This window comes from Paenarthrobacter sp. NPDC092416, from assembly GCF_044755025.1.
Classification (GTDB): Bacteria; Actinomycetota; Actinomycetes; order Actinomycetales; family Micrococcaceae; genus Arthrobacter.
The window spans coordinates 351069-372569 of sequence record NZ_JBIVQG010000001.1 but is presented as its reverse complement, the minus strand read 5'-3'; the positions used below and the strand labels follow the sequence as shown (position 1 = coordinate 372569).

Sequence of the window (21501 nt, the reverse complement as noted above, 5' to 3'; positions counted from 1 at the left end):
TGTCCTGCCGGTAGGGTTGGATCCATGAGTGCACCCATTGACCTGCAGGCCACGTTCATCCCTAACGACGGCGAGTTCTTCCGTGTGAAGCTCGCACTGGAAATCGCAATCGACGAGGTGGTCAACGAACCCGGCTGCATCCGCTACGAACTGACCGAAGCCACAGAGGAAAAGCTCGTCCTCACCGAGCGCTGGGAATCCGAGGAACTGCTCGAGAAGCACTCCAAGGGCATTGCCGTCCAGGACCTGAATGAGTCCCTCAGCGCACTCCTGGCCCGGCCCGTCGAGTTGGAACGGCTCTAACTTCAGCCAAATCGCCGAAACGCATCGAGGTCGCCGGAATTTTCCTGGCGACCTCGATGCGTTTCCAGCGTTCTCGCTGGTTGACTCCTGGGCGGTTAGTTCTCCTGGGCCTCAGCGCGTTGCTTGGCAACGTGGGCGTGGACTTCTTTCATGTCCAGGCCCTTCACGGCCTCGATGACCTGCTCCAACTGCGGGCCGTTCAGGGCGCCGGGCTGCGAGAAGACCAGCACCTTTTCGCGGAAGGCCATGAGTGTGGGGATGGATGTGATCCCGGCTTCGGCGGCGAGCTGCTGCTCTGCCTCAGTGTCCACCTTCGCGAACACGACGTCGCTGTGCTTGTCCGAAGACGCCTGGTAAGTGGGGGCAAACTGACGGCACGGGCCGCACCATGCAGCCCAGAAATCCACCAGGACAATGTCATTGCCTTCGATGGTCGATGCGAACTGTTCTCCAGTGATGTCAACTGTAGCCATGATTCCACGGTACGCGACGCCGCTCGCTAAGTCCCGTGGAAGGGGCGCCTGTTCGCTTGACGCGTCACCGGGAATAACCCGGCCGCGCGCCTCGTTGCGGGGCCTGCTTTGCGTCCTCCAAGGGCTCGCGAGCACGCAGAGCAGGCCTCACAGCGGGGAAAGTGACTCACTTTCCCAAGACGTATTTCAGGGCTGACGCGTACAGGGGAGCGACTTTGTTGTGGCCGGTCTGGTTCATGTGCACATCGTCCAGGTAGTTTCCGTTGGCTCCGGCGATGCTGGCGGTGCCTGCCATCGAAATGCGCGGCCAGCCACGAACGGCGGCCTCGCGGGTCAGGAGTCCGTCTACCCAGCGGCGTTGTGCATGGTTGGCGTCATACCGCGAAAGGACCCCGTTGATCAGAATCGTGCTGCGGGGATACTTGCGGCGCAATTCGTCCCACAGCCGGTTGGCCTGGGACAGGATCGCGGCGTCGGTGGCAAAGATCCGGGCATCGTTCCCGCCCAAGGTCACTACAACCAGGCCCGGATTGCCTTGCGGCAGGAGGATGCGGTCGTTGATGACTGCGTCAGTGGCGGAACCGCCGACGGCGGGGCTTCCGGACACGTAGCCGATCCCACCGATGCTGCGGACCACTTGGCGTGGATAGCCCGAGGCCCTCGCACCCTGTTCACCCCAGGAATCAAGGTCGAGCTGCGAGTCGCCCAGGAAGACCACAGTGGAGGCATCCACAGCCTCGGCTGAATAGAGCTCACCCGTGGACTCGTTCCAGATGGTTTCCAATTTTTGGAAGGCCACGTGTGCGCCTCGGGAATCGGTCCAGGTATCGCGGACCGGCCAACCGAACTCGCCCGGGTTAATGGACCACACCTTGTAGGTAGGGTGGCCCACGATCTTGGTTCCGGTGTCCGGCCCCCAGACGAGCCAGCCGTGGGTGAACTGCTGTACCAGTCCCCCAGCGCGCGGAAGCTTGTCCGTGAGGGGCAGTCCCAGTTGCCCGGCACCTCCGCCCAAAGCGACGTAGCGGTTGTGGATGTCACCGTGGGTGGTGGAATGTGCTCCGGTCGCCGCTGACCAATACACGGTGCCGCCCTGAAACTGCTGATACACGAAGTCCTCTTGCCGGAACTCCTCGCTGACGGGGTAACCGAGAGCGCCATTCTGCCCTCCGGTAGCTGACCAGTAGGCGCGGATGGCACCCGTCAAAGCGCGCGCGCCGCTGCCTGGGCTCCAGATGATGGTCCCGTGCTGATATTGCTGGGACGAGCCGCCATTGCGCAGGCCCGTGACTTCATCCGTGGTCGGGTAGCCGAACTCTCCTGTTTCCAGCCCGGATTTCCACCACCGCTCACGGATCGCCCCCATCGACGGGTGTGCTCCTGTGGCCGGGGACCAGACGATGAAGCCGCGCTCGAAGGTCTGGTACGCACCGCCGTTGTGCAGTCCTGTGCGCTCTTCGGTCACCGGGTAGCCGAGGTAGCCCCCTTCAAATCCGGTCCGTCCCCAGCTCAGGTGGATCGAACCGGTGGTCCGTTTGGCTCCTGTGGCGGGCGAGGCCGTGATGGCTCCCCGTTCGAAGAGCTGTTTCGAGCCCCCATTGCGGAGCCCGTAGGTGGTGTTGGTTGTGGGGTAGCCGTGATATCCGGCCGGGCCATCGGCGTCCCACCAGGACGAACGAACCGGTCCGTTGACCACTACCCTCGCTCCGGTGCCCGCGGACCAGGCGATGTCGCCGCCCGAGAAGCGCTGCACGCACCCGGTACTGGTGCATTCTTCCGGCGAGGTGGGCTTGAGCAGCACGCTGCGCGCCCAGGCGCTCGTGGTGTATAGCTGACCAATGGCTCCGCTGACAGGCGGAGTTGGCGTCTCTGCCGGGATACTCACAGCAGGGGCTTCCGTCGCAGGCGACGTTTTCAACGGCGAAGCGGCACTCAGCAGGCCGGGGAGCAAGAGCAGCGCAACGGCTGACGAGTACATCCTGCGCGTCCAGTGTGGCGTTGTAGCCGACCGTGCGTAACCCATTTCCTACCCCCATGAATACCGGCAAAATACCCTGCAACTGCCCCGCCGGCGGGACCAGTCTGGCCAGTATGTTCGACGCCGGAGCCCGGGGCTGCGGCGACGCGGGCATTGGTGCCACATCGTTATTTTCCGGCGGCTCTTGTGGGCGGTTGAACGCTTGTTTAGCATATGAAACATGCGTTCAATCGCAGATGATCTGACCACCAGAGCGCGCATCCGCGACGCCGCCATCGGGCTGTTCGGCCGGGATGGATTCTCCCGTGCCACGGTCCGTGCCATCGCCACGCTGGCGGACGTGAGCCCCGGGTTGGTGATCCATCATTTCGGCAGCAAAGCCGGGCTCCGAGACGCTTGCGACCAGCACGTTCTCGCGCAAACGGCCAGCCAGGGCCGGGAAAAGACAGACCCGGGATCCACAGGGCAACTCATCCAGGACTACCTGAATCATCCGGACCAATATGCCGACGAGATCGCCTACATCCGCCAGTCTTTGGGAGACGAATCAGACGCCGGCGCTGCCTTCTTCGACGCCGTCGTAGGACAGACGCAGGAGATCATCCAGAGCGGGATAGCAGCCGGAACCATCCGCGCCTTCGACGACGTCCGGGCCACCGCCGTCGTCATTGCGTCCAACAGCCTCGCGATGCTCATGCTGGGAAGGCACCTCTCCCGCGCGCTCGGCGCGGATGGACCCGAACCCCACGGCATCGGGCCCGGGTTGTTGCGGCAACTGACCCTGCCTGCCCTGGAAATCTACACCCACGGCTTCTACACAGACTCGCGATTCCTGGACGCCGCCCGCGACGCCCTCCAGCCAAACACTACCCACCGCGGAAGGGAGTATGCCTCGTGACGCAGGCAATCGTCGTCGAGGGTCTTCGCAAGAAATTCGGCCACCGTGAAGTCCTGCATGGACTCGACTTCCAGGTTGAGCGCGGCACCGTCTTCGGTGTCATCGGCCCCAACGGAGCCGGCAAGACAACCACCATGCGCTGCCTTCTGGACATCATCCGGCCCAGCTCCGGCAGGGTATCGGTCCTTGGCCAGGACCCCCGCCAGGCGGGACCTGCGCTGCGTCGCAGGATCGGGTACCTGCCCGGGGAACTTCACTTGGAGAACCGGACAACCGGCCGGCGCATGCTGGAGCACTTCGCCGCGATCAGCGGGCCCGTTCAGCGTCGGTATGTCGAAGAGCTGGCCGAGCGCTTGGATCTTGACCTGGACCGGCAGACACGCAAGCTATCCAAGGGCAACAAGCAGAAGTTGGGACTTCTGCAGGCGTTCATCCATCGGCCCGAACTCTTGGTCCTGGACGAGCCCACCAGCGGCCTGGACCCTCTGGTCCAGCAGCAATTCCATGCCATGGTCCGCGAAGCCGTGGACGCCGGAGCCACGGTTTTCCTGAGCTCCCACGTCCTCAGTGAGGTCCAGCAGGCCGCCGACGCTGTGGCCATCCTCCGGGATGGCGGGATCGTAACCATCTCCACCGTGGAAGCGCTCAGGACCACGGCCGTTCGGCGGCTCAAGTTCAACGCTTCAGGAGCAGGAATGAACGACGTCGGCGCGCTGCTGGCGCGCGTGCCGGGCGTCGCGAATGTGGGGCTCCGGGAGATCCAGGCCGACGGTCATGAGCTGGGCGCTGTGGAGGCAACCGCGACACTTTCAGGGCAGGTCCAACCGCTTGTCCAGGAACTCGCCCGCCTCAACCTCACGGACCTGGTGCTCGAAGAACCGGACCTGGAGGAGTCGGTGCTCACGCTCTACGGCGGCGGAAATCCGACGGGAAACTCAAGGGGAAACCCAGGCGGAAACGTCAGCGGAAATGGTGCGGGAAGCCACGCAGGGACGGTCCGGGCGACAGGAACCAACCATGTCTAAGCCACTGCCCCTGTTCACCAAGGCGCTGAACGACTCGTGGCGCTCCACGCTCGCGTGGGCCTTGGGGTTGTCGGCAGCCATCATGCTGTACCTGCCGATCTACCCGTCCATTGGGGGCAGTTCGCAGATGCAGGACCTCATCAATGCGCTGCCACCGGAAATGACCAAAGCCCTGAACTACGACCAAATCGCCACAGGCCCCGGCTACACACAGGCAACATTATTCGGCCTGATCGGCTTTCTGCTGATGTCCATGGCATCCGTTGGCTGGGGTGCTGCTGCCGTGGGTGGCGACGAAGAATCGGGGCTGTTGGAGCTGACCTTGGCGCACAGCGTCACCCGTGTGCAGGTGGTCCTGGAGCGCGCCTTGGGCATCGTCGTTCGCGTCGTTGCCCTTTCCGCCGTCGTGTTTGTCTTGGTGTTGGCACTGAACGGACCGGCGCAACTGAGCATCGACGTCGTGAAGTTATTCGGTGCCGTGGTGCTGTTCGCGGCACTGGCCATGGTGAGCGGAACGGCGGCCCTCTTTGCCGGTGCGCTGACCGGGCGGAAGGCCTACGCACTGGCGGCCGGCGCCGCCGTGGCCGTTTTGGGCTACGTTTTCAACGCCGTGGGCCGGCAAAGTCCCGACGTCGAATGGATGCTCAACCTCTCGCCCTACCACTGGGCTTATGGGAACTCGCCTGTGTCCAACGGAGCTGATTGGGGTGCGGCAGCGGGACTCTGGGGCATTTCAGCGGCGTTGATTGCCCTGAGTGCGATCGCGCTGCAGCGAAGGGACGTCGGCGTGTAGCTGTGGGGCGTCCAGGCGTGGTGGCGTCCAGCTCCAGACGTGCGGAGCTGGGCGGCGGGCGCCCGGTAGCGCGTTGTTCTCACGCCACTCATGAATCCATGCCGGCAACTCGAGGTCAGCGGGCGGAGCTCCGAACTCCGCGATGATCTGGTCCTGGCTGACCGGCTTGCCCTTGCTGACCAATCTGGTGGCGATGTGCGCCCGGGCGTAGATTTCGCCGTCCACCACCATGCGCTGCTCGAAGTAGATGGCCTTGGCGTCGAGGCCAATGATGCGGGTTTCGATGGTGTAGCGCTGCCACAGCTGCAGGGATCTACGGAAGGCAATCGTCTCGCCGGCCGCAACGGGACTCCACCCACGCTTTCGCATCTTGCGCCAGATTCCGCTACGCACCATGAGGTCGAACCGGGCGAGGTCCATGAGCGAGAAATACATGCCGTTGTTGACATGCATCGCGATATCAATGTCGGTTGGCAGGACACGCAGCGGCAGCGATGACGTCTCCCATGCACCCAACGGCGATCGTTTGGCGGATGTGAACAACAGCATGATGGTGCGAAGAAGCAGATGCATGCCCACAATGTTACCCGGCGGTAACTTAGGAGGGAATATCAATCCCGCATGGTGGACGAGCCGAATCCATATGTCCAACGATTGCACAAACGTTTACCGCTGGTTCATCAATTCCGTGCACAATGTCTGGAACCAATGATCACGAGTACACAGTAAACAGGGGGATCCCTTTGAGCACATTGCAGTCCACCAAACCCCGCCACGAGGCGTGGCCGGAACTCACCTTGCACCAGGACCTCGTGCTCCAGGACGCCCGTGGGAACCGGATCGAGGGCACCCTCGACGGCATGACCACCGACCGCAGCACGCTGTGGATCCAACTGAAGGGCGGACTCGGCCGCCAGCTGGTCCACCATCAGGACGGCTACTGGCTCGAGGCTGCCGGAGCCTGACTCCGGCCAGAGGGTGGGCATGGGTGGGCGCAGCCTCCTAGGATGCCCGTATGACACAGCGCTCCGGTATGACCCAGCACTCCGGCATGACCCAGGCGCGGTACCGTGATCTGGTGGAATGGCCCCTCATGGCCACAGCACTCATTTTCCTGACCGCCTACGCTTGGCAGGTCATCGGCCGTGTCGACGGCGCGGCGGCCCTACCCTTCGAAGTGATCCTTTGGGTTACATGGGGCATTTTCGCGCTGGACTACTTCGCCAACCTTTGGCTCGCCGAGGACCGGATGCGCTGGTTCCTCTGGAACCTCCACGAGCTCCTTATTGTGGTGCTGCCCTTCTTCCGCCCCTTGCGGCTCCTGCGGCTGGTCACGCTCTTGTCCGTGCTGCAGCGCACTGTGGGCGAAACACTGCGCGGAAGAGTGGCCACCTATGTTGCCGGTTCGGCCGCCATGCTGGTGCTCATCGGCGCCCTGGCCGTGCTCGACGTCGAGCAAAGCGCCCCCGAGGCGAAAATCCTGAACTTCGGCGACGCTGCCTGGTGGGCGATAACCACCATCACCACCGTTGGGTACGGTGACCTGTACCCGGTCACGCCCATTGGCAGGATCGTGGCCGCGGCGCTCATGATGAGTGGAATAGCCGTCCTGGGTATCGTCACAGCCTCGATCGCCTCGTGGCTGGTCCAACGGATCGAGGAGAACGCCGAGGGTGTAGCGGCCGCGGCAGAAGAACCCGTACGCGCAGAGATGGCAGACCTGGTGGCCGAGGTGGCGGCGCTGCGCCACGAGATTGCCGAGCTCAGGCGCGAGCGCGAAGCCTGAGACGCGAAAAATCCCCGGAACCAGATGGTTCCGGGGATTTCCCTTGGGTGGCAGATGAGGGATTCGAACCCCCGTAGGCGTTGCCAGCTGATTTACAGTCAGCCCCCTTTGGCCGCTCGGGTAATCTGCCGAACTTCAAAAGAAGATCACTTCCGGAGTCCGTTTCTTTCGATCCGGTATCCGAAGGCAGAGATAACCTTACAGAACTTTCCGCCAAGAATCTAATCGAGCAAAGAGGCCGCCGGATTCCGAGGATTTCAGGCTTCTCCGAGGATCCTGCCCGCCAGCTTGGCCTCGAACTTTTCAGCCTGCTCGGCGGTGATCTGGTTGAGCTCTACGGCGCGCAGCAGGTCAGCGTGAACCCCATCCAAACGGTCAGCAGCATTCGGCACCGGGCTGAGGACAATCGATGCGGCCACGGCGGCAGCTGCAACGGCGCTGGCTGCGGCCGCGGCGGCCGTACCAAGGGAGCCGGCCGCAGCTGCGGCGGATTTGCTGACGTAGTGGACGGCCTTGTTGCTCATGCTTACCTCCGACGATGGGCTCTTCCAACAGGAACAACTCTCTTATCGCCGGCTCGGTTCCCGCCATGCATGTGCTGTGAGCGAACTGTGAAAGTCATTCACGGTCCCACGCGGCACCTTCCGTACTAGGCTGGTTGGCAGACAAACCACCCGTAACCGGGCCCCCAACCTAAGGAGAATCATGGCAGGCGAATCCACATTCGACGTCGTCAGCAAGGTAGACAAGCAGGAGGTCGCCAACGCACTCAACCAGTCGCAGAAGGAAATCGCACAGCGATACGACTTCAAGGGCGTTGGCGCGGAGATCGACTTCAGCGGCGAAAAGATCCTCATGAAGGCGAACTCGGAGGACCGGGTCCTGGCCGTCCTGGACGTCTTCCAGTCCAAGCTCATCAAGCGCGGCATCTCGCTGAAGTCCCTGGACCAGGGCGAGCCGTTCCCCTCCGGCAAGGAATTCCGCCTGGAATGCTCCATCAAGGAGGGCATCGCGCAGGACATCGCCAAGAAGATCAACAAGATCATCCGCGACGAAGCCCCCAAGTCCGTCAAGTCCCAGATCCAGGGTGACGAACTGCGCGTGACGTCCAAGTCCCGCGATGACCTTCAGGAAACCATGAACATCCTGAAGAAGTTCGAGGAAGCCGATCTGCAGTTTGTGAACTTCCGCAGCTGACTTCAGGTAGTCAATAAAAAACTGAAGCCGGGGTGTGGCGCCAGACGAGGTGACCACACCCCGGCTTTTTGCTGCCCAAACTACATCGAGTGTCGTAATGGATGAGCCGATTAGCACATGATTAGTTTGCGTAATAGGCAAGTCAAAGTATTCTTCTTCCTTAGGTGATCCTAAGTACGGCTCCCCTTAGCGAAAGTAAAATCCATGACCGCCAACTTCCTCATCGGCCTGCGCGAAGGGCTTGAGGCATCACTCATCGTGGTCCTCCTGATGGCCTACCTCGTCAAGACCGGACGGCGACAGCTGATCCCCCGTCTTTGGATCGGGGTGGGTCTGGCCATCGCCGTATCCCTGGGCTTCGGCGCCTTGCTGACCTTCGGTCCCCGTGGACTCACGTTCGAGGCCCAAGAGGCAATCGGCGGAGGGCTTTCCATTGTGGCTGTCGGTTTGGTGACGTGGATGGTTTTCTGGATGGCACGGACGGCCCGCAGCCTCGGCGGCGAGCTTCGCTCACAAGTCGACAAAGCCGCCGACGGCGCCGCCTGGGGCCTTGTTGTGGTTGCCGCACTTGCAGTGGGCCGCGAAGGCTTGGAAACTGCGCTGTTCATCTGGGCCGCGGCCCAAGCTACCGGTGAAACCACGCTCCCCCTGCTCGGCGCCCTTCTGGGACTCCTCACCGCCGCAGGACTGGGCTACCTGCTGCACCGGGGCGTCCTCAAAGTGAACCTCGGAGTCTTCTTCACCTGGACCGGCGTCGGATTGATCATCATTGCCGGCGGCGTGCTGGCCTATGGCGTCCACGATCTTCAGGAAGCCGGTATTCTTCCGGGCCTCCACAACCTGGCCTTTGACGTCTCGGCCGCCATCCCGCCGTCGTCCTGGTATGGAACGTTGCTGAAGGGCACCCTCAATTTTTCGCCCGCCACCACGTGGTTGGAAGCCATGGCCTGGCTTCTCTACGTCATCCCTGTGCTGTTCCTGTACATCCGGGCCAACCGCCCCTCCCCTGCCAAGGCAACTGGCAAGGCAACTGGCAAGGAAACGGGCAAGGAAACCAGCAAGGCTTCCGCCCCCGCTGTCGCCACGCAGCCCTGATCGCTCCCACTTCCCAACACGAAGGACCACCTATGTTCGGCACGAACCTGCCCACTTCGCCCAAGCTTCGCAAAACCCTTGCCGTCATCGGCGCAGCAGCAGCGGTGCCGCTGGCCCTTGCCGGGTGCACGGACAACGCGAAGACCGCGGGCGCAGCGGAAGGCCCCATCCAGGTCAGCAGCACCGCGAACGAATGCAAGGTATCCACCGCCACGGCTCCGAGTGGCAACCTGACCTTCGCCGTCAAGAACGAGGGCACCGAGGTTACCGAGTTCTACCTGCTGGCTGAGGACGGGCTGCGGATCATCGGCGAAGTGGAGAACATCGGCCCGGGAATTACGCGGAACCTGGTGATCACGGCTCCGGCAGGCAAGTACAACACCGCATGCAAGCCCGGCATGCAGGGTGAAGGCATCCGCGCCTCCTTCGAGGTCACCGAATCCGGCAACAAGCCGAGCGTGGACGCTGACTTCCAGAAGCTTCTGGATACCGGCTCCCAGCAGTACGTTTCCTACGTGAAGGACCAGTCGGAGCAGCTCATTGTGGGCACCAAGGCCTTCGCCGAAGCCTTCGCAGCAGGCGACACCGCCAAAGCGCGTGACCTGTACGCAGCCACCCGCATGCACTGGGAGCGGATCGAGCCCGTAGCCGAATCCTTTGGCGATCTCGACCCCAAACTGGATGCCCGCGAGGCTGACCTTGAGCCCGGCCAGGACTGGACTGGGTGGCACCGCGCCGAGAAGGACCTGTTCCCGCCGACCGGCTACACGGCCATGACTGCAGCAGAGCGCGACGCGATCGCCAAGCAATTGGTCACCGACACCGAGGACCTCGTCACTCGCACACGCACCGTGGAGCTCACCCCGGACAAGCTTGGCAACGGCGCCAAGGAACTCCTGGACGAAGTTGCCACGGGCAAGGTCACGGGTGAAGAAGAGATTTGGTCCCACACGGATCTCTGGGACTTCCAGGCCAACGTCGACGGCGCACGAATCGCCTTCGAAAGCCTGAAGCCCGCCCTCGAGCAGAAGGACCCTGAACTCGCCAAGTCCTTGGATGATAAGTTCGCGGCCCTGCAGTCCGAGCTGAAGAAGCACGCCAAGGGTGACGGCTTCGCGTACTACAACGAGCTGAGCCAGGAGCAAGTACAGCAGCTCGCCGCGTTGGTTGATTCGCTGGGCGAGCCGCTCTCCAAGCTCACCGCAGCGGTTGTGCTGTGAGCGGCTGCCCCTTTGGACACACCGGGGACGACCCTGCCCAGTCAGGACGCCCCGGTGAGGTAGACGGCGTCGCACGCCTGGGTGACGTCTCCGACGTCGGGACCTCTCAGGGGGCGTCCGACGGCGGTTCGGCAGCTGCGGCTGACACCCGCACCTCCCGGTTCTCGCGCCGTGGCCTGTTGTCCCTCGCGGGAGTGGGCGGTGCCGGTGCCGTAGCAGGCCTGGCCGCCGGTTTCCTGGGCCACGACGCCGTGGCTTCCGCCGCCCAACCCACTGCGGTCAGCGACACCGGAATCGTCCCGTTCTTCGGCGAACGCCAGGCCGGCATCATCACGCCCGCCCAAGACCGGCTGCACATGGCTGCGTTCGATGTGGTGACCGAGGACCGCAAGGAACTCATCAAGCTCCTCAAGGACTGGACCGCCGCTGCAGAGGCCATGACCGCCGGACGCACCACAGGTGACACTGGCGCCGTCGACGGACCCTACGACGCTCCACCGGAAGACACCGGGGAGGCACTTGACCTGCCGGCTGCCAAGCTGACGCTAACCATCGGATTCGGCGCGGGACTCTTCGAAAAGAACGGCATCGTCCGCTTCGGCCTGGAGGGGCGGCGTCCGGACGCCCTCATCGATATGCCGCACTTCCCCGGCGACGATCTGGAGCCGGGCCGTACCGGCGGCGACATCGTGGTGCAGGCTTGTGCCGATGATCCACAAGTGGCCGTCCACGCCATCCGCAACCTGGCCCGCATTGGCTTCGGCAAGGTCCGTGTCCGATGGTCGCAACTCGGGTTCGGACGCACGTCCTCCACCTCCCGGGCACAGGTAACTCCACGGAATCTTTTCGGCTTCAAGGACGGCACCAACAACCTCAAGGCCGAGGACACCACCCTGCTCGACGAGCACGTGTGGGTACCGTCGGGCGGCCGTTCCGATGAGCAGTGGATGGCGGGCGGGAGCTACCTTGTGGCCCGCAGGATCCGGATGCACATCGAGATCTGGGATCGCACGTCGCTGCGGGAGCAGGAAGGGCTGATCGGCCGCACGAAGGGTGTGGGGGCTCCTTTGTCAGGCGGCGAAGAGTTCACTGCTCCGAACTTCGCGCTGGCTGGGCGCGACGGTGATCCGCTCATTCCGATCGACTCGCACGTTCGCTTGGCACACCCCGAACAGAACGCCGGCGTCCGGATGCTTCGACGAGGCTACAACTTCACTGATGGCTCGGACGGGCTGGGCCACTTGGACGCAGGACTGTTCTTCATCGCGTTCGTCAAAGACCCGCGGACGCACTACGTCCCCATGCAGCTTGCCTTGGCCAAGGGCGACGTCCTGTCCGTGGAATACCTCAAGCACACGGGTTCCGGACTGTTTGCTGTGCCGCCGGGCGTGAAGCAGGGCGGGTTCATCGGCGAGGGACTGTTCGCCTAGCATTTGTTGGCCCGCCATTCCGTGGTTGGCCAGCGACAGGATTGCGGGCCAGCGACGTCGAAGCGCCAACCGCCAGGACCTATCCCTAGGACAACGGGCGCCCGGCCATCCGTTCCAGCCTGGCGATTCGTTCCTTCATGGGCGGGTGCGTGGCGAACATGCGGCGCAGGCCACCCCCACGGAACGGGTTGGCGATCATGAGATGTGATGCATTGACGAGCCTCTGATCCTGCGGAAGCGGCACCTGGGTGACGCCCTGCTCGATCTTGCGCAGGGCTGAGGCGAGCGCCAACGGATCGCCGGTCAGCCCGGCACCGTCCTCGTCGGCGTCGTACTCGCGCGTGCGCGAAATGGCGAGCTGAATCAAGGACGCAGCAAACGGCGCCAGCAAGGCCATGGCGATCATCGCGATAGGGTTGGCGTTGCGCCGATCCCCGCCGCCGAAGAACAGCAGCATCTGCCCCACTGACGTGATGACACCGGCGACAGCGGCGGCCACTGAGGACGTGAGGATGTCGCGGTTGTACACGTGCATGAGCTCATGGCCCAGCACTCCGCGGAGTTCGCGGGCGTCGAGCAAGTGCAGGATTCCCTCGGTGCAGCAGACCGCGGCGTTCTTGGGATTGCGGCCCGTAGCGAAGGCATTGGGCGTCATGGTGGGTGAGAGATAGATCCGCGGCATGGGCTTGTTGGCCCGGACGGAGAGCTCCCGCACGATCTGGTAGAGCTGCGGTGCCTGCGCTTCGGTGACGGGATAGGCGGCCATGGAACGGATGGCGATCTTGTCGCTGTTCCAGTAGCCGTAGGCAGTGGTGGCGATACCGATCAGCGCGAAGATCCAGATGGGTGCCGAGCTGCGTGTCCCGGCCCCTATGATGGCGCCCAAACCCAACAACACCGCCCACAGCACACCGAAGAGCGCCGCGGTCTTGAGTCCATTGTTGTGTTTGTGCACGGTTGTTCTGTCGCTTTCGTCGGCTCTTGCAGGGGTTCTGTACGGGTTAACGCCGACGGCGGTCCGCGTGTTCCGGCGATGGTGCACCGTCTGCGCGGGTCACCGAAGTCACGGCCGCGCCGTCAGGGCACCGGATGATTGGCATCGTACTTCACGAAACCGGGCTGCAGTCGGGAAGCGAGCCAGGCCAGCACCATGCAGAGGATCCCGCCGATCAGCAGGACACCGCCTTCGCCCAGGAAGCCTGCGGCGCCCCCAGCCAGCATGTCACCCACGCGTGGCCCGCCGGCCACCACCACAATGAAGACACCCTGTAGTCGCCCGCGCATGTGGTCCGGGGTGGCGGACTGGAGGATGGTGGTGCGGAAGACGGCGCTGATGGAGTCCGAGATTCCAGCCAGGGCACAACATAATGCGGCAGGGATCAGCCACGCGGTCACGCCGTCTTTGCCCGTATCACCGGCCATTAACACCACCACGCCAAAGGCCGCGATGGAGGCACCCCAGCCCACCACCGAGAACACCACGGCATTGCCTTGGCCGCGGACGCGGCCCAACGGTCCCGAGAACAGCCCGGCGAGGAAGGCTCCCACCGCTGTTGCGGCCAGCAGCACGCCTACGGTTGTCTCGCCGCCGCCGATCATCACGGCCCCGATCGCGGGCATCAAAGCACGTGGCTGGGCCGTGATCATGGCGATGAGGTCGATGATGAAGGTCATGCGCACATTGGGTCGGGTGCCAAGGAAACGGAAGCCTTCCACGACGGAACGGAGGCCCGGCCGTGATGCGTCCTTTGACGGTGGCAGGGGCGGGAGTTTCAGGAGTCCCCAGAGCGCGAACGTGAAGCTGATGACATCGATCGTGTAGGTCCAGCCAAAGCCGATTGTGGCCACCAGTACGCCTGCCAGCAGCGGGCCGGCGGTCATGGACAGACCGAACGTGAGCATGCTGAGCGCATTCGCGGCCGGCAGCAGCTCCTTGCGGACCAGCAGCGGAATGATGGCGCTGCGGGCGGGGCCGTTGATACCTTGGGCACCGCTTTGGATGGCCACCAAGGCGTACAGGACCCAGATGTTGCCGATCTCCAGCCAGGCCTGCAACGCCAGTCCCGCGGTGGTGGCCCACAACACGAGAGAGGCCACAAGGGCCACCTTCCGGCGGTCATAGGCGTCCGAAATGGAGCCGCCGTAAAGCCCGGCAACAACCAAGGGGACCAGTGCGAAGATACCCAGCAACCCGACGTAGAAGCTCTCTTCCGTCAAGCGGTACACCTCAAGGCTGACGGCCACCAACGTCAGTTGGGTGCCGATCGCGGCAACCGAGGCCCCGAGCCAAAGCCTGCGGAAGGCAGGACTCTCCCTCAGCGGGGTGATGTCTGCCAGAAGTTTTGCCACCGTATAACCCTAAAGGGCATCGCCGACCCTAAAGGGCGCCAACCCTTAGGGCATCACGGCAGCCTCCCGCCACGGCCACTGGCTTGGTAGGCTCACCCGGGGGAAGGAGTTGGCATGGGCTTGTCACGGCGGTTGCTGTTCAGATCGGCGATCTGGGAAATTGCCCGGCCACGCCATCCCCTGACCGCCGGCCATCTCCTGGTCCGGTTGTCAGACCCCTCAACCGGTTTCGCGGAGGCATCTGCCGCGGATTGGCTCGTGTGCCATAACCTCGCACGCCAGGCCCTCTCCGAAATCCTCGGTGTCCATCGCTGCGTGGTCATGTTCGCCCACAGATGGCACCCGCTGGGTTCGGCCATTGGCGAGCCGGTGGCGGAATCTTCAACGCCGACGTTCCACCTCTTCGGTCGTTGGGACGGTGAAACCACGACGCCGGGACGTCAGCTCGCGTTGCCGGCCCACCGTCGCGCTGCCGCACCTGATGGTGCCGTGGAATCCGTGGACGCCGGGATCCGTGAATCGCTGCGGCGCAACGCGCCCCAAGCTGTGGCGGGCATCGCGCCCCAGCCGGGATCCGCCGTCGTCGATGTCCTTGGTGTCCCCTTGATGAAGTCCGTGACTCCCGGCTCGCCGGCCGGCATCCACCACACTGTCCTTGAACCGGCCAGCGGGGCAGCGTCCATCACCGATCTGGAACCCCCGGAAATCCTGTCCATTGGTTTGGTTTTGGAGTCGCTCCCCACAGCCGGCGGGGTGCGCGGCTACAGCTGCGTGGCGGTGGACGCTCCCAGCAGAACGGGCGTGTTGAGGATCCATGCGGTGGGCAGGTCTGCAGCGGAAGAGGAGAACCCGCTGGAAGTTCTGCTGGATTCACCCGAAGTTAGCCTTGCCTTATTGTGAACTCCTCATAATAAGTGTTTCAATGAATGCATGACCGATCACACAGCCGACCAGGAAGCATGGGCAGCCGCCCTGCATGCCCATGGCCGTCGTGTGACCAAACAGCGGTTGGCAGTACTTGCCGCTGTCCAGCACCATCCGCATTCCCCGGCAGAAGGCATCCTCGCGGCTGCCCGCAAAGAGCTTCCCGAACTGACGGCGCAGTCCGTTTATGTGGTTCTCAGCGACCTGACGGACCTGCAGATGCTGCGCCGCTTCGAACCTCCGCACTCCCCCGCTCTCTACGAAACCAGGGTGGGAGACAACCACCACCACGCCGTGTGCATCAGCTGCGGACGGGTGGAGGATGTGGACTGCGCTGTGGGACACGCACCGTGCCTCACCCCGCACTGGGATGAAAATTCCAAGCCGATGACCATCCAGATCGCAGACGTCCTGTACCAAGGCATCTGCCAGGACTGCCAGGCGAAACAAAAGCTTCCCGTACAACCATCCGTAACCAAGAAATAGGAGAATGATGACCGCGAACATCTCGACCACACAGTCGGGCGCCCCTGTCACTTCCGACGCGCACTCCAAGTCCGTCGGCGCTGACGGTGCCATCATCCTGACCGACCACTACCTGGTGGAAAAGCTCGCACAGTTCAACCGCGAGCGGGTCCCGGAGCGTGTTGTACACGCAAAGGGTGGCGGCGCTTTCGGTACGTTCAAGACCACCTCGGACGTCTCGGCCTACACCAAGGCAGCGTTCCTGCAGCCGGGCACCGAGACGGACATGCTGATCCGTTTCTCCTCGGTCGCCGGCGAGAACGGTTCCCCCGACACGTGGCGCGACCCCCGCGGTTTCGCCGTCAAGTTCTACACCTCCGAGGGCAACTACGACCTCGTGGGCAACAACACCCCGGTGTTCTTCATCCGCGACGGCATCAAGTTCCCGGACTTCATCCACTCCCAGAAGCGCCTCCCGGGTACCCACCTGCGTGACGCTGACATGCAGTGGGACTTCTGGACCCTCTCACCCGAGTCCGCGCACCAGGTCACCTGGCTCATGGGCGACCGCGGCCTCCCGGCTTCCTGGCGTGAAATGCAGGGCTACGGCTCGCACACCTACCAGTGGATCAACGCCGAAGGCGAGCGTTTCTGGGTCAAGTACCACTTCCGCTCCAACCAGGGCGTCAAGACCATCACCGGTGACGAAGCTGCCGAACTGGCCGGCTCGGACGCAGACTTCTACATCCGCGACCTCCAGGAAAACATCGCCGACGGCAACTTCCCGTCCTGGGAACTGCACGTCCAGGTCATGCCTTACGAGGACGCCAAGACGTACCGGTTCAACCCGTTCGACCTCACCAAGGTCTGGCCGCACGCGGACTACCCGCTGATCCACGTGGGCACCATGGAGCTGAACAAGAACCCGGAGAACTACTTCGCGCAGATCGAGCAGGCCACCTTCGCGCCGTCGAACTTCGTGCCGGGCATCGCTGCTTCCCCGGACAAGATGCTGCAGGCCCGCATCTTCTCCTACGCCGATGCACACCGCTACCGCGTGGGCACCAACCACGCCCAGATCCCGGTGAACCAGCCCAAGAACCAGGTCAACAACTACAGCCAGGACGGCGCCGGACGTTACCTGTTCAACGCCCCTTCGGTTCCGGTCTACGCACCGAACTCCGTTGGTGGCCCGGCTGCCGTTGAGCCCGCTTCCCCGGCCGGCGGCTGGGAGAACGACGGCGAGCTCACCCTCTCCGCGCACACCCTGCACTCCGAGGACAGCGACTTCGGCCAGGCCGGTACCCTGTACCGCGAGGTCTACGACGACGCAGCAAAGGCCCGCCTCCTGGACACCATCACCGGTGCCGTTGGCGGCGTGAAGAACGCCGACATCAAGGAACGCGCCATCCAGTACTGGACCAACGTTGACGCCGACCTCGGAGCCAAGCTCCGCGCCAACCTCGGCGCAGGCCAGACCGAATCCGACGCCGAAGCAGCCAACAAGCTCTAAGCGTTGCAGTTCATGAAACACCCCGTTGCGGATCTCCGCGACGGGGTGTTTCTGTTTGTTTTCCACATAGGCGGTTCGGGCTCTGGCTGCCGTGGTACCGCTGTCCCTAGGATCCTTCCATGAGCACATTCGAAGGAATTCCGTCCGCAGCATTCGGCTTCTATGCCGAACTTGAAGACAACAACAACCGAGAGTGGTGGCTGGCGCACAAAGAAACGTACGACGCCGCCATCAAAGACCCGCTGACGGCTCTCCTTTCAGAGCTGGAGCCGCAGTTTGGGCCGGCCAAGATTTTCCGGCCCAACAGGGACGTCCGGTTTTCGCAGGACAAGTCTCCGTACAAGACGGCCCAAGGAGCTTTCGCCGCCACAAAGGAGGGCGTTGGGTTCTATGTCCAAATCAGCGCGGATGGCCTGTTGATCGGAGGCGGCTACCATTCACACACGCCCGCCCAGCTGGCGCGGTTCCGATCAGCCGTCGATGCCCCCGCGAGCGGCGAGGCACTTCAGGGAATCGTTGATTCAGTAGCGGCCGCCGGTTTCGCCATTGAAGGAGAAAAGCTCAAGACGGTTCCACGTGGATTCGACAAAGACCATCCGCGCGCCGAACTTCTCAAGCACAAGTCGCTCTCGGCTGGGGTTGAGGTCGGCGAGCCTGAGTGGCTGTCCACCCCTGGCGCCAAAGAGGAGATCGCCGCGCGCTGGGAAGTTCTCCGTCCGCTGGTGGACTGGGTCAGCGAACATGCCGCGCCGTAACGCGAAAGCGCCCGGGAACAGGTAGTTCCCGGGCGCCTCGATGACAGCACCTGTCTGACAAGCTGCTGCCTCTGACTTAGACCTTGGTGAAGCTGTCCTCGTCCTCGTCGCCCTTTCGGGCTTCGCTGGCGGCAGGACCGTTGACAGCAGCCTTGGCCGACGCGAACTTCTCGTTGAGGCGTGAGTGGCGCTGGCCGTAGGAGAAGTAGATGACCATGCCGATCACCAGCCAGATCGCGAAGAAGATCCATGTTTCCACCGCGAGGTTGGTCATGAGGTAGAAGCACAGGACCGCCGAAACCCACGGCAGGACCTTGCCGAACGGTACACGGAACGCGGGCTTGAGGTCCGGGCGCTTCTTGCGCAGCACCAGGATTCCCAAGCTCACCATGACGAACGCGGACAGCGTTCCGATGTTGATCATTTCCTCGAGCAGGTCCACGTTGGTGAGGCCGGCCACCAGGGCCACAGCCGCTCCGCAAATGATCTGCAGCCGGGCCGGGGTGGAGCGCTTCTCACTTGTCTTGGACAGTGAGCGCGGCAGCAGGCCGTCGCGGCTCATAGCCAGCACCACGCGGGACAGACCCATGAGCAGCACCATGATCACAGTGGTCAGGCCCACCAACGAGCCGAAAGCGATGACCTTGGCGGCGTCGGTGTTGCCCACGGCTTCGAACGCAGTGGTCAGTGTGGGGTTCTTCTCTTCCGCAAGCGTCGTGTAGGACACCATGCCGGTGAGTGCGAGCGAGACCAGGATGTAGAGCAGCGTGACCAATGCCAGGCCACCGAAAATGCCGCGGGGCAGGGTCTTCTGCGGGTTCTTGACCTCTTCGGCAGAGGTGGCCACTACGTCGAAGCCGATGAACGCGAAGAACACCAGGGCTGCGCCGGCGAAGATGCCCAGCGTGCCGTACTGGGCCGGGGCGGAACCGGTCAGGAAGCCGAAGAAGGATTGCTTCATGACATCGGCAGCACCGGTGCCGGCAGTCGGCTCAGAGGCGGGCACGAAGGGGGTGTAGTTGGAGAACTTCACGTAGCTGAAGCCCACAACGATCACGAACAGCACGACGCCGATCTTGATCAGGGTGAAGATATTGCCAACGCGGGCGGACAACTTTGTCCCCAGCACCAGCAGAACCGTAAAGATGGCAACGATGAGGAAAGCACCCCAGTAGAGGTCCACGCCGCCGACGTTGACGGCCGGGGGCATGTCTACGCCCATCAGGCCAAAGACCTTGCTGAGGTAGATGCCCCAGTACTTGGCGATCACTGCTGCAGCAGTGAACAGCTCAAGGATGAGGTTCCATCCGATGATCCATGCGAGGACCTCGCCCATGGTGGCGTAGGTGAAGACATAGGCCGAGCCTGCCACCGGGATTGCCGTGGCGAATTCGGCGTAGCACATGATGGCCAACGCACACGTTACGGCTGCGATGGCAAAGGAAATGGTGACGGCGGGGCCGGCAAAGTTTGCAGCAGCCTTGGCGCCAACAGAGAAGATCCCGGCGCCGACAGCAACGGCGACACCCATGATCATCAGGTCCCAGGTGCTGAGGCTGCGCTTAAGCTTGCGCCCGGGCTCGTCGGCGTCGGCGATCGACTGCTCGATCGACTTGGTCCTGAAAATGTTCATAAATATGCCACATTCTGGATGGGGGTGGTATAGGACTCATCAAGAATAGTGTCCGGCCCTTGGACGACCATATTTATCCCAGATAGTGAGACGAACCACGAAACCGCGTGACTGCAGTGACTGATGGGATTAGGGCCTGTATCCCGCGTCACAACAGGCGAAAGCCCCGCAACGGCAGCTTTTGCTGTTGCGGGGCCCGGTCCTTGGTGCTGATCACACCCCGGGAACATCCCAATCCATGAGTGTGGAGCGGATCAGGAACCGCTTGCCCTCGGGAGCCTCCACGGAGAATCCGCTGCCGCGTCCGGTAACGACGTCAACCGTGAGGTGTGTGTGGGACCAGTAGTTGAACTGTTCTTTCGACATCCAGAACTCCACCAGCTGTGGATGCTCCGGGCCGTCAATAGTGAAGCGGCCAAGAAGAACATCCGAGTCGCCGGTCAGGAACTCCCCCGCCGGATAGCACATGGGCGCGGACCCGTCGCAGCAGCCGCCGGACTGGTGAAACATCAGAGGCCCGTGCTGCTTCCACAGATTGCGGAGGAGGTCGACCGATGCCGCGGTGAGCGCCACCCGGGAGAAGTCCTCCCCAGGCAACGTCACCGCAGCCTCCACCATTTCCTGGTTCATCAGAACTTCAGAACTACTCGGCCGTCAATCTTGGCGTGCTTCATTTCATCGAAGACCGCGTTGACCTCGGACAACTCCCGGGTTGAGACCGTCGGCTTGATCTTGCCCTGGGCGTAGAACTCGAGTGCCTCTTCCAGATCCTGACGGGTGCCGACGATCGAACCGCGGACCGTGAGGCCCTTGAGGACGATCTCGAAAATCGGCGCCGGGAAGTCTCCCGGCGGAAGTCCGTTGAAGACGATCGTTCCACCGCGCCGAGCCATACCAATGGCCTGGCCGAACGCCGAGGGATGAACTGCGGTGACCAAGACGCCGTGGCAGCCACCGGTTTCCCGCTGGATGACCTCGGCCGGATCCTCGTGGAGGGCGTTGACCGTCAGCTCGGCTCCGTGCTCGCGGGCCAGTGCCAGTTTGTCGTCGGCGATGTCCACCGCCGCTACACGAAGCCCCATCGCCACCGCATACTGGACGGCGATGTGCCCCAACCCGCCGATGCCGGAAATAGTGACCCATTGCCCGGGCTTGGCCTCCGTCACCTTCAGGCCCTTGTAGACCGTGACCCCGGCGCACAGAACCGGGGCAACTTCCACGGGATCGGAGCCTTTCGGGATACGCGCGGCAAAGCGGGTGTCCACCAGCATGTACTCGCCGAACGAGCCATCCACGCTGTAGCCGCCGTTCTTCTGGGACTCGCACAGGGTTTCCCACCCGGTCCGGCAGTACTGACAATCACCGCAGGCCGACCACAGCCACGCATTGCCTACGAGGTCGCCCACGGCAACGTCCGTGACTCCTTCTCCCAGGGCAACTACTTCACCCACGCCCTCATGGCCGGGTACGAACGGCGGTGTCGGCTTAACGGGCCAGTCGCCCTCGGCGGCGTGGAGGTCCGTGTGGCAGACGCCCGAGGTGATGAGCCGGACCAGAGCTTGGCCGGGACCCGGCGTCGGCCTTTCCACTTCCATGACCTTCAGGTCGGTTCCGAACTCAGTTACTACTGCTGCTTGCATAGTGGCCATTGACGATCTCCTTTG

23 protein-coding genes, 1 tRNA gene and 1 pseudogene are annotated in these 21501 nt (G+C 63.2%); 15 read left to right on the top strand and 10 right to left on the bottom strand.

Features of this window, described 5'->3' with window-relative positions; genetic code table 11:
* Positions 1–24 precede the first annotated feature (24 nt).
* On the top strand, positions 25–303 hold the full coding sequence (locus ACIQC5_RS01590) for a putative quinol monooxygenase (protein WP_400277950.1): 279 nt from the start codon (positions 25–27) through the stop codon (positions 301–303).
* 95 nt (positions 304–398) lie between these two features.
* Here the strand turns inward: ACIQC5_RS01590 and ACIQC5_RS01585 are convergent, their stop codons facing one another.
* The gene (locus ACIQC5_RS01585; protein ID WP_400277949.1) at positions 399–776 is read right to left on the bottom strand and encodes a thioredoxin family protein; all 378 of its coding nucleotides are present in this window, start codon (positions 774–776) and stop codon (positions 399–401) included.
* Positions 777–942: 166 nt separating this feature from the next.
* Positions 943–2577 (bottom strand): GDSL-type esterase/lipase family protein, encoded by a 1635-nt coding sequence (locus tag ACIQC5_RS01580; protein WP_400277948.1) that lies wholly within the window; start codon positions 2575–2577, stop codon positions 943–945.
* Positions 2578–2614: 37 nt separating this feature from the next.
* On the opposite strand from ACIQC5_RS01580, the gene ACIQC5_RS01575 reads away from it, so the two are divergent.
* The 4 genes from ACIQC5_RS01575 (at position 2615) to ACIQC5_RS01560 (ending at position 5470) form a co-directional block, all read left to right on the top strand.
* Complete coding sequence (locus ACIQC5_RS01575) at positions 2615–2794, top strand: hypothetical protein (protein ID WP_400277947.1); 180 nt, start codon at positions 2615–2617, stop codon at positions 2792–2794.
* 180 nt (positions 2795–2974) lie between these two features.
* Positions 2975–3652, top strand: coding sequence for a TetR family transcriptional regulator (locus ACIQC5_RS01570; protein WP_400277946.1), 678 nt, complete (start codon positions 2975–2977; stop codon positions 3650–3652).
* A complete protein-coding gene (locus ACIQC5_RS01565) occupies positions 3649–4677 on the top strand; it encodes an ABC transporter ATP-binding protein (RefSeq protein WP_400277945.1) in 1029 nt (342 codons plus the stop codon). The genes ACIQC5_RS01570 and ACIQC5_RS01565 overlap by 4 nt, the downstream gene beginning before the upstream one ends.
* Positions 4670–5470: an ABC transporter permease subunit gene (locus ACIQC5_RS01560; protein ID WP_400277943.1), complete on the top strand. Its 801-nt coding sequence runs from the start codon at positions 4670–4672 to the stop codon at positions 5468–5470. Before ACIQC5_RS01565 ends, ACIQC5_RS01560 begins: the two co-directional genes overlap by 8 nt.
* A gap of 30 nt (positions 5471–5500) precedes the next feature.
* Here the strand turns inward: ACIQC5_RS01560 and ACIQC5_RS01555 are convergent.
* Positions 5501–6043: pseudogene (locus tag ACIQC5_RS01555) on the bottom strand (acyl-CoA thioesterase); the annotation flags it as partial.
* 170 nt (positions 6044–6213) lie between these two features.
* On the opposite strand from ACIQC5_RS01555, the gene ACIQC5_RS01550 reads away from it, so the two are divergent.
* Both ACIQC5_RS01550 and ACIQC5_RS01545 read left to right on the top strand, forming a co-directional pair.
* A complete protein-coding gene (locus tag ACIQC5_RS01550) occupies positions 6214–6435 on the top strand; it encodes a hypothetical protein (protein WP_400277942.1) in 222 nt (73 codons plus the stop codon).
* An 86-nt stretch (positions 6436–6521) separates the two neighbouring features.
* Positions 6522–7256 (top strand): potassium channel family protein, encoded by a 735-nt coding sequence (locus ACIQC5_RS01545; protein WP_400278673.1) that lies wholly within the window; start codon positions 6522–6524, stop codon positions 7254–7256.
* 48 nt (positions 7257–7304) lie between these two features.
* Here ACIQC5_RS01545 and ACIQC5_RS01540 read toward each other — a convergent pair.
* Positions 7305–7386 (bottom strand) — tRNA-Tyr (locus tag ACIQC5_RS01540).
* Between the two features lie 127 nt (positions 7387–7513).
* The gene (locus tag ACIQC5_RS01535) at positions 7514–7780 is read right to left on the bottom strand and encodes a hypothetical protein (protein ID WP_400277940.1); all 267 of its coding nucleotides are present in this window, start codon (positions 7778–7780) and stop codon (positions 7514–7516) included.
* A 181-nt stretch (positions 7781–7961) separates the two neighbouring features.
* On the opposite strand from ACIQC5_RS01535, the gene ACIQC5_RS01530 reads away from it, so the two are divergent.
* From ACIQC5_RS01530 to efeB, 4 genes are all read left to right on the top strand, one after another.
* Entirely contained in the window at positions 7962–8453 is a 492-nt protein-coding gene (locus tag ACIQC5_RS01530; RefSeq protein WP_011775690.1) for a YajQ family cyclic di-GMP-binding protein, read from the top strand.
* A gap of 204 nt (positions 8454–8657) precedes the next feature.
* Positions 8658–9548 carry an iron uptake transporter permease EfeU gene (efeU, locus tag ACIQC5_RS01525; RefSeq protein WP_400277939.1) on the top strand — a complete coding sequence of 297 codons (891 nt, stop codon included), beginning with the start codon at positions 8658–8660 and terminating at the stop codon, positions 9546–9548.
* A gap of 32 nt (positions 9549–9580) precedes the next feature.
* Entirely contained in the window at positions 9581–10768 is a 1188-nt protein-coding gene (efeO, locus tag ACIQC5_RS01520) for an iron uptake system protein EfeO (protein ID WP_400277937.1), read from the top strand.
* Complete coding sequence (efeB, locus tag ACIQC5_RS01515; protein ID WP_400277935.1) at positions 10765–12198, top strand: iron uptake transporter deferrochelatase/peroxidase subunit; 1434 nt, start codon at positions 10765–10767, stop codon at positions 12196–12198. Before efeO ends, efeB begins: the two co-directional genes overlap by 4 nt.
* A gap of 85 nt (positions 12199–12283) precedes the next feature.
* Here the strand turns inward: efeB and htpX are convergent, their stop codons facing one another.
* Together htpX and ACIQC5_RS01505 are read right to left on the bottom strand one after the other, a co-directional pair.
* Positions 12284–13153 (bottom strand): zinc metalloprotease HtpX, encoded by an 870-nt coding sequence (gene htpX, locus ACIQC5_RS01510; RefSeq protein WP_400277933.1) that lies wholly within the window; start codon positions 13151–13153, stop codon positions 12284–12286.
* Positions 13154–13275: 122 nt separating this feature from the next.
* On the bottom strand, positions 13276–14547 hold the full coding sequence (locus ACIQC5_RS01505) for an MFS transporter (RefSeq protein WP_400277931.1): 1272 nt from the start codon (positions 14545–14547) through the stop codon (positions 13276–13278).
* Between the two features lie 114 nt (positions 14548–14661).
* Here ACIQC5_RS01505 and ACIQC5_RS01500 point away from each other — a divergent pair, with 114 nt between their 5' ends.
* The 4 genes from ACIQC5_RS01500 to ACIQC5_RS01485 all read left to right on the top strand — a co-directional run bounded on the left by ACIQC5_RS01500 (position 14662) and on the right by ACIQC5_RS01485 (position 18204).
* Positions 14662–15447 carry a hypothetical protein gene (locus tag ACIQC5_RS01500; protein ID WP_400277930.1) on the top strand — a complete coding sequence of 262 codons (786 nt, stop codon included), beginning with the start codon at positions 14662–14664 and terminating at the stop codon, positions 15445–15447.
* A gap of 30 nt (positions 15448–15477) precedes the next feature.
* On the top strand, positions 15478–15957 hold the full coding sequence (locus ACIQC5_RS01495; RefSeq protein ID WP_400277929.1) for a Fur family transcriptional regulator: 480 nt from the start codon (positions 15478–15480) through the stop codon (positions 15955–15957).
* Between the two features lie 7 nt (positions 15958–15964).
* Positions 15965–17449: a catalase gene (locus tag ACIQC5_RS01490; RefSeq protein ID WP_400277928.1), complete on the top strand. Its 1485-nt coding sequence runs from the start codon at positions 15965–15967 to the stop codon at positions 17447–17449.
* A 119-nt stretch (positions 17450–17568) separates the two neighbouring features.
* The gene (locus ACIQC5_RS01485) at positions 17569–18204 is read left to right on the top strand and encodes a DUF2461 domain-containing protein (RefSeq protein ID WP_400277927.1); all 636 of its coding nucleotides are present in this window, start codon (positions 17569–17571) and stop codon (positions 18202–18204) included.
* A gap of 76 nt (positions 18205–18280) precedes the next feature.
* Here the strand turns inward: ACIQC5_RS01485 and ACIQC5_RS01480 are convergent, their stop codons facing one another.
* From ACIQC5_RS01480 to adhP, 3 genes are all read right to left on the bottom strand, one after another.
* Entirely contained in the window at positions 18281–19837 is a 1557-nt protein-coding gene (locus tag ACIQC5_RS01480; RefSeq protein WP_400277925.1) for an amino acid permease, read from the bottom strand.
* A 213-nt stretch (positions 19838–20050) separates the two neighbouring features.
* Positions 20051–20467, bottom strand: a complete 417-nt coding sequence (locus ACIQC5_RS01475; protein WP_400277924.1) for a DUF779 domain-containing protein — start codon at positions 20465–20467, stop codon at positions 20051–20053.
* Complete coding sequence (gene adhP, locus ACIQC5_RS01470) at positions 20467–21477, bottom strand: alcohol dehydrogenase AdhP (RefSeq protein WP_400278671.1); 1011 nt, start codon at positions 21475–21477, stop codon at positions 20467–20469. Before adhP ends, ACIQC5_RS01475 begins: the two co-directional genes overlap by 1 nt.
* Positions 21478–21501 lie beyond the last annotated feature (24 nt).

Coding starts and splice junctions, on each gene's coding strand:
- ACIQC5_RS01590 (WP_400277950.1), top strand. CDS start 25: ATGAGTGCACCCATTGACCTGCAGGCCACGTTCATCCCTAACGACGGC.
- ACIQC5_RS01585 (WP_400277949.1), bottom strand. CDS start 776: ATGGCTACAGTTGACATCACTGGAGAACAGTTCGCATCGACCATCGAA.
- ACIQC5_RS01575 (WP_400277947.1), top strand. CDS start 2,615: ATGGCTCCGCTGACAGGCGGAGTTGGCGTCTCTGCCGGGATACTCACA.
- ACIQC5_RS01570 (WP_400277946.1), top strand. CDS start 2,975: ATGCGTTCAATCGCAGATGATCTGACCACCAGAGCGCGCATCCGCGAC.
- ACIQC5_RS01560 (WP_400277943.1), top strand. CDS start 4,670: ATGTCTAAGCCACTGCCCCTGTTCACCAAGGCGCTGAACGACTCGTGG.
- ACIQC5_RS01545 (WP_400278673.1), top strand. CDS start 6,522: ATGACCCAGGCGCGGTACCGTGATCTGGTGGAATGGCCCCTCATGGCC.
- ACIQC5_RS01535 (WP_400277940.1), bottom strand. CDS start 7,780: ATGAGCAACAAGGCCGTCCACTACGTCAGCAAATCCGCCGCAGCTGCG.
- ACIQC5_RS01530 (WP_011775690.1), top strand. CDS start 7,962: ATGGCAGGCGAATCCACATTCGACGTCGTCAGCAAGGTAGACAAGCAG.
- efeU (WP_400277939.1), top strand. CDS start 8,658: ATGACCGCCAACTTCCTCATCGGCCTGCGCGAAGGGCTTGAGGCATCA.
- efeO (WP_400277937.1), top strand. CDS start 9,581: ATGTTCGGCACGAACCTGCCCACTTCGCCCAAGCTTCGCAAAACCCTT.
- ACIQC5_RS01500 (WP_400277930.1), top strand. CDS start 14,662: ATGGGCTTGTCACGGCGGTTGCTGTTCAGATCGGCGATCTGGGAAATT.
- ACIQC5_RS01495 (WP_400277929.1), top strand. CDS start 15,478: ATGACCGATCACACAGCCGACCAGGAAGCATGGGCAGCCGCCCTGCAT.
- ACIQC5_RS01490 (WP_400277928.1), top strand. CDS start 15,965: ATGACCGCGAACATCTCGACCACACAGTCGGGCGCCCCTGTCACTTCC.
- ACIQC5_RS01485 (WP_400277927.1), top strand. CDS start 17,569: ATGAGCACATTCGAAGGAATTCCGTCCGCAGCATTCGGCTTCTATGCC.
- ACIQC5_RS01480 (WP_400277925.1), bottom strand. CDS start 19,837: ATGAACATTTTCAGGACCAAGTCGATCGAGCAGTCGATCGCCGACGCC.
- ACIQC5_RS01475 (WP_400277924.1), bottom strand. CDS start 20,467: ATGAACCAGGAAATGGTGGAGGCTGCGGTGACGTTGCCTGGGGAGGAC.
- adhP (WP_400278671.1), bottom strand. CDS start 21,477: ATGCAAGCAGCAGTAGTAACTGAGTTCGGAACCGACCTGAAGGTCATG.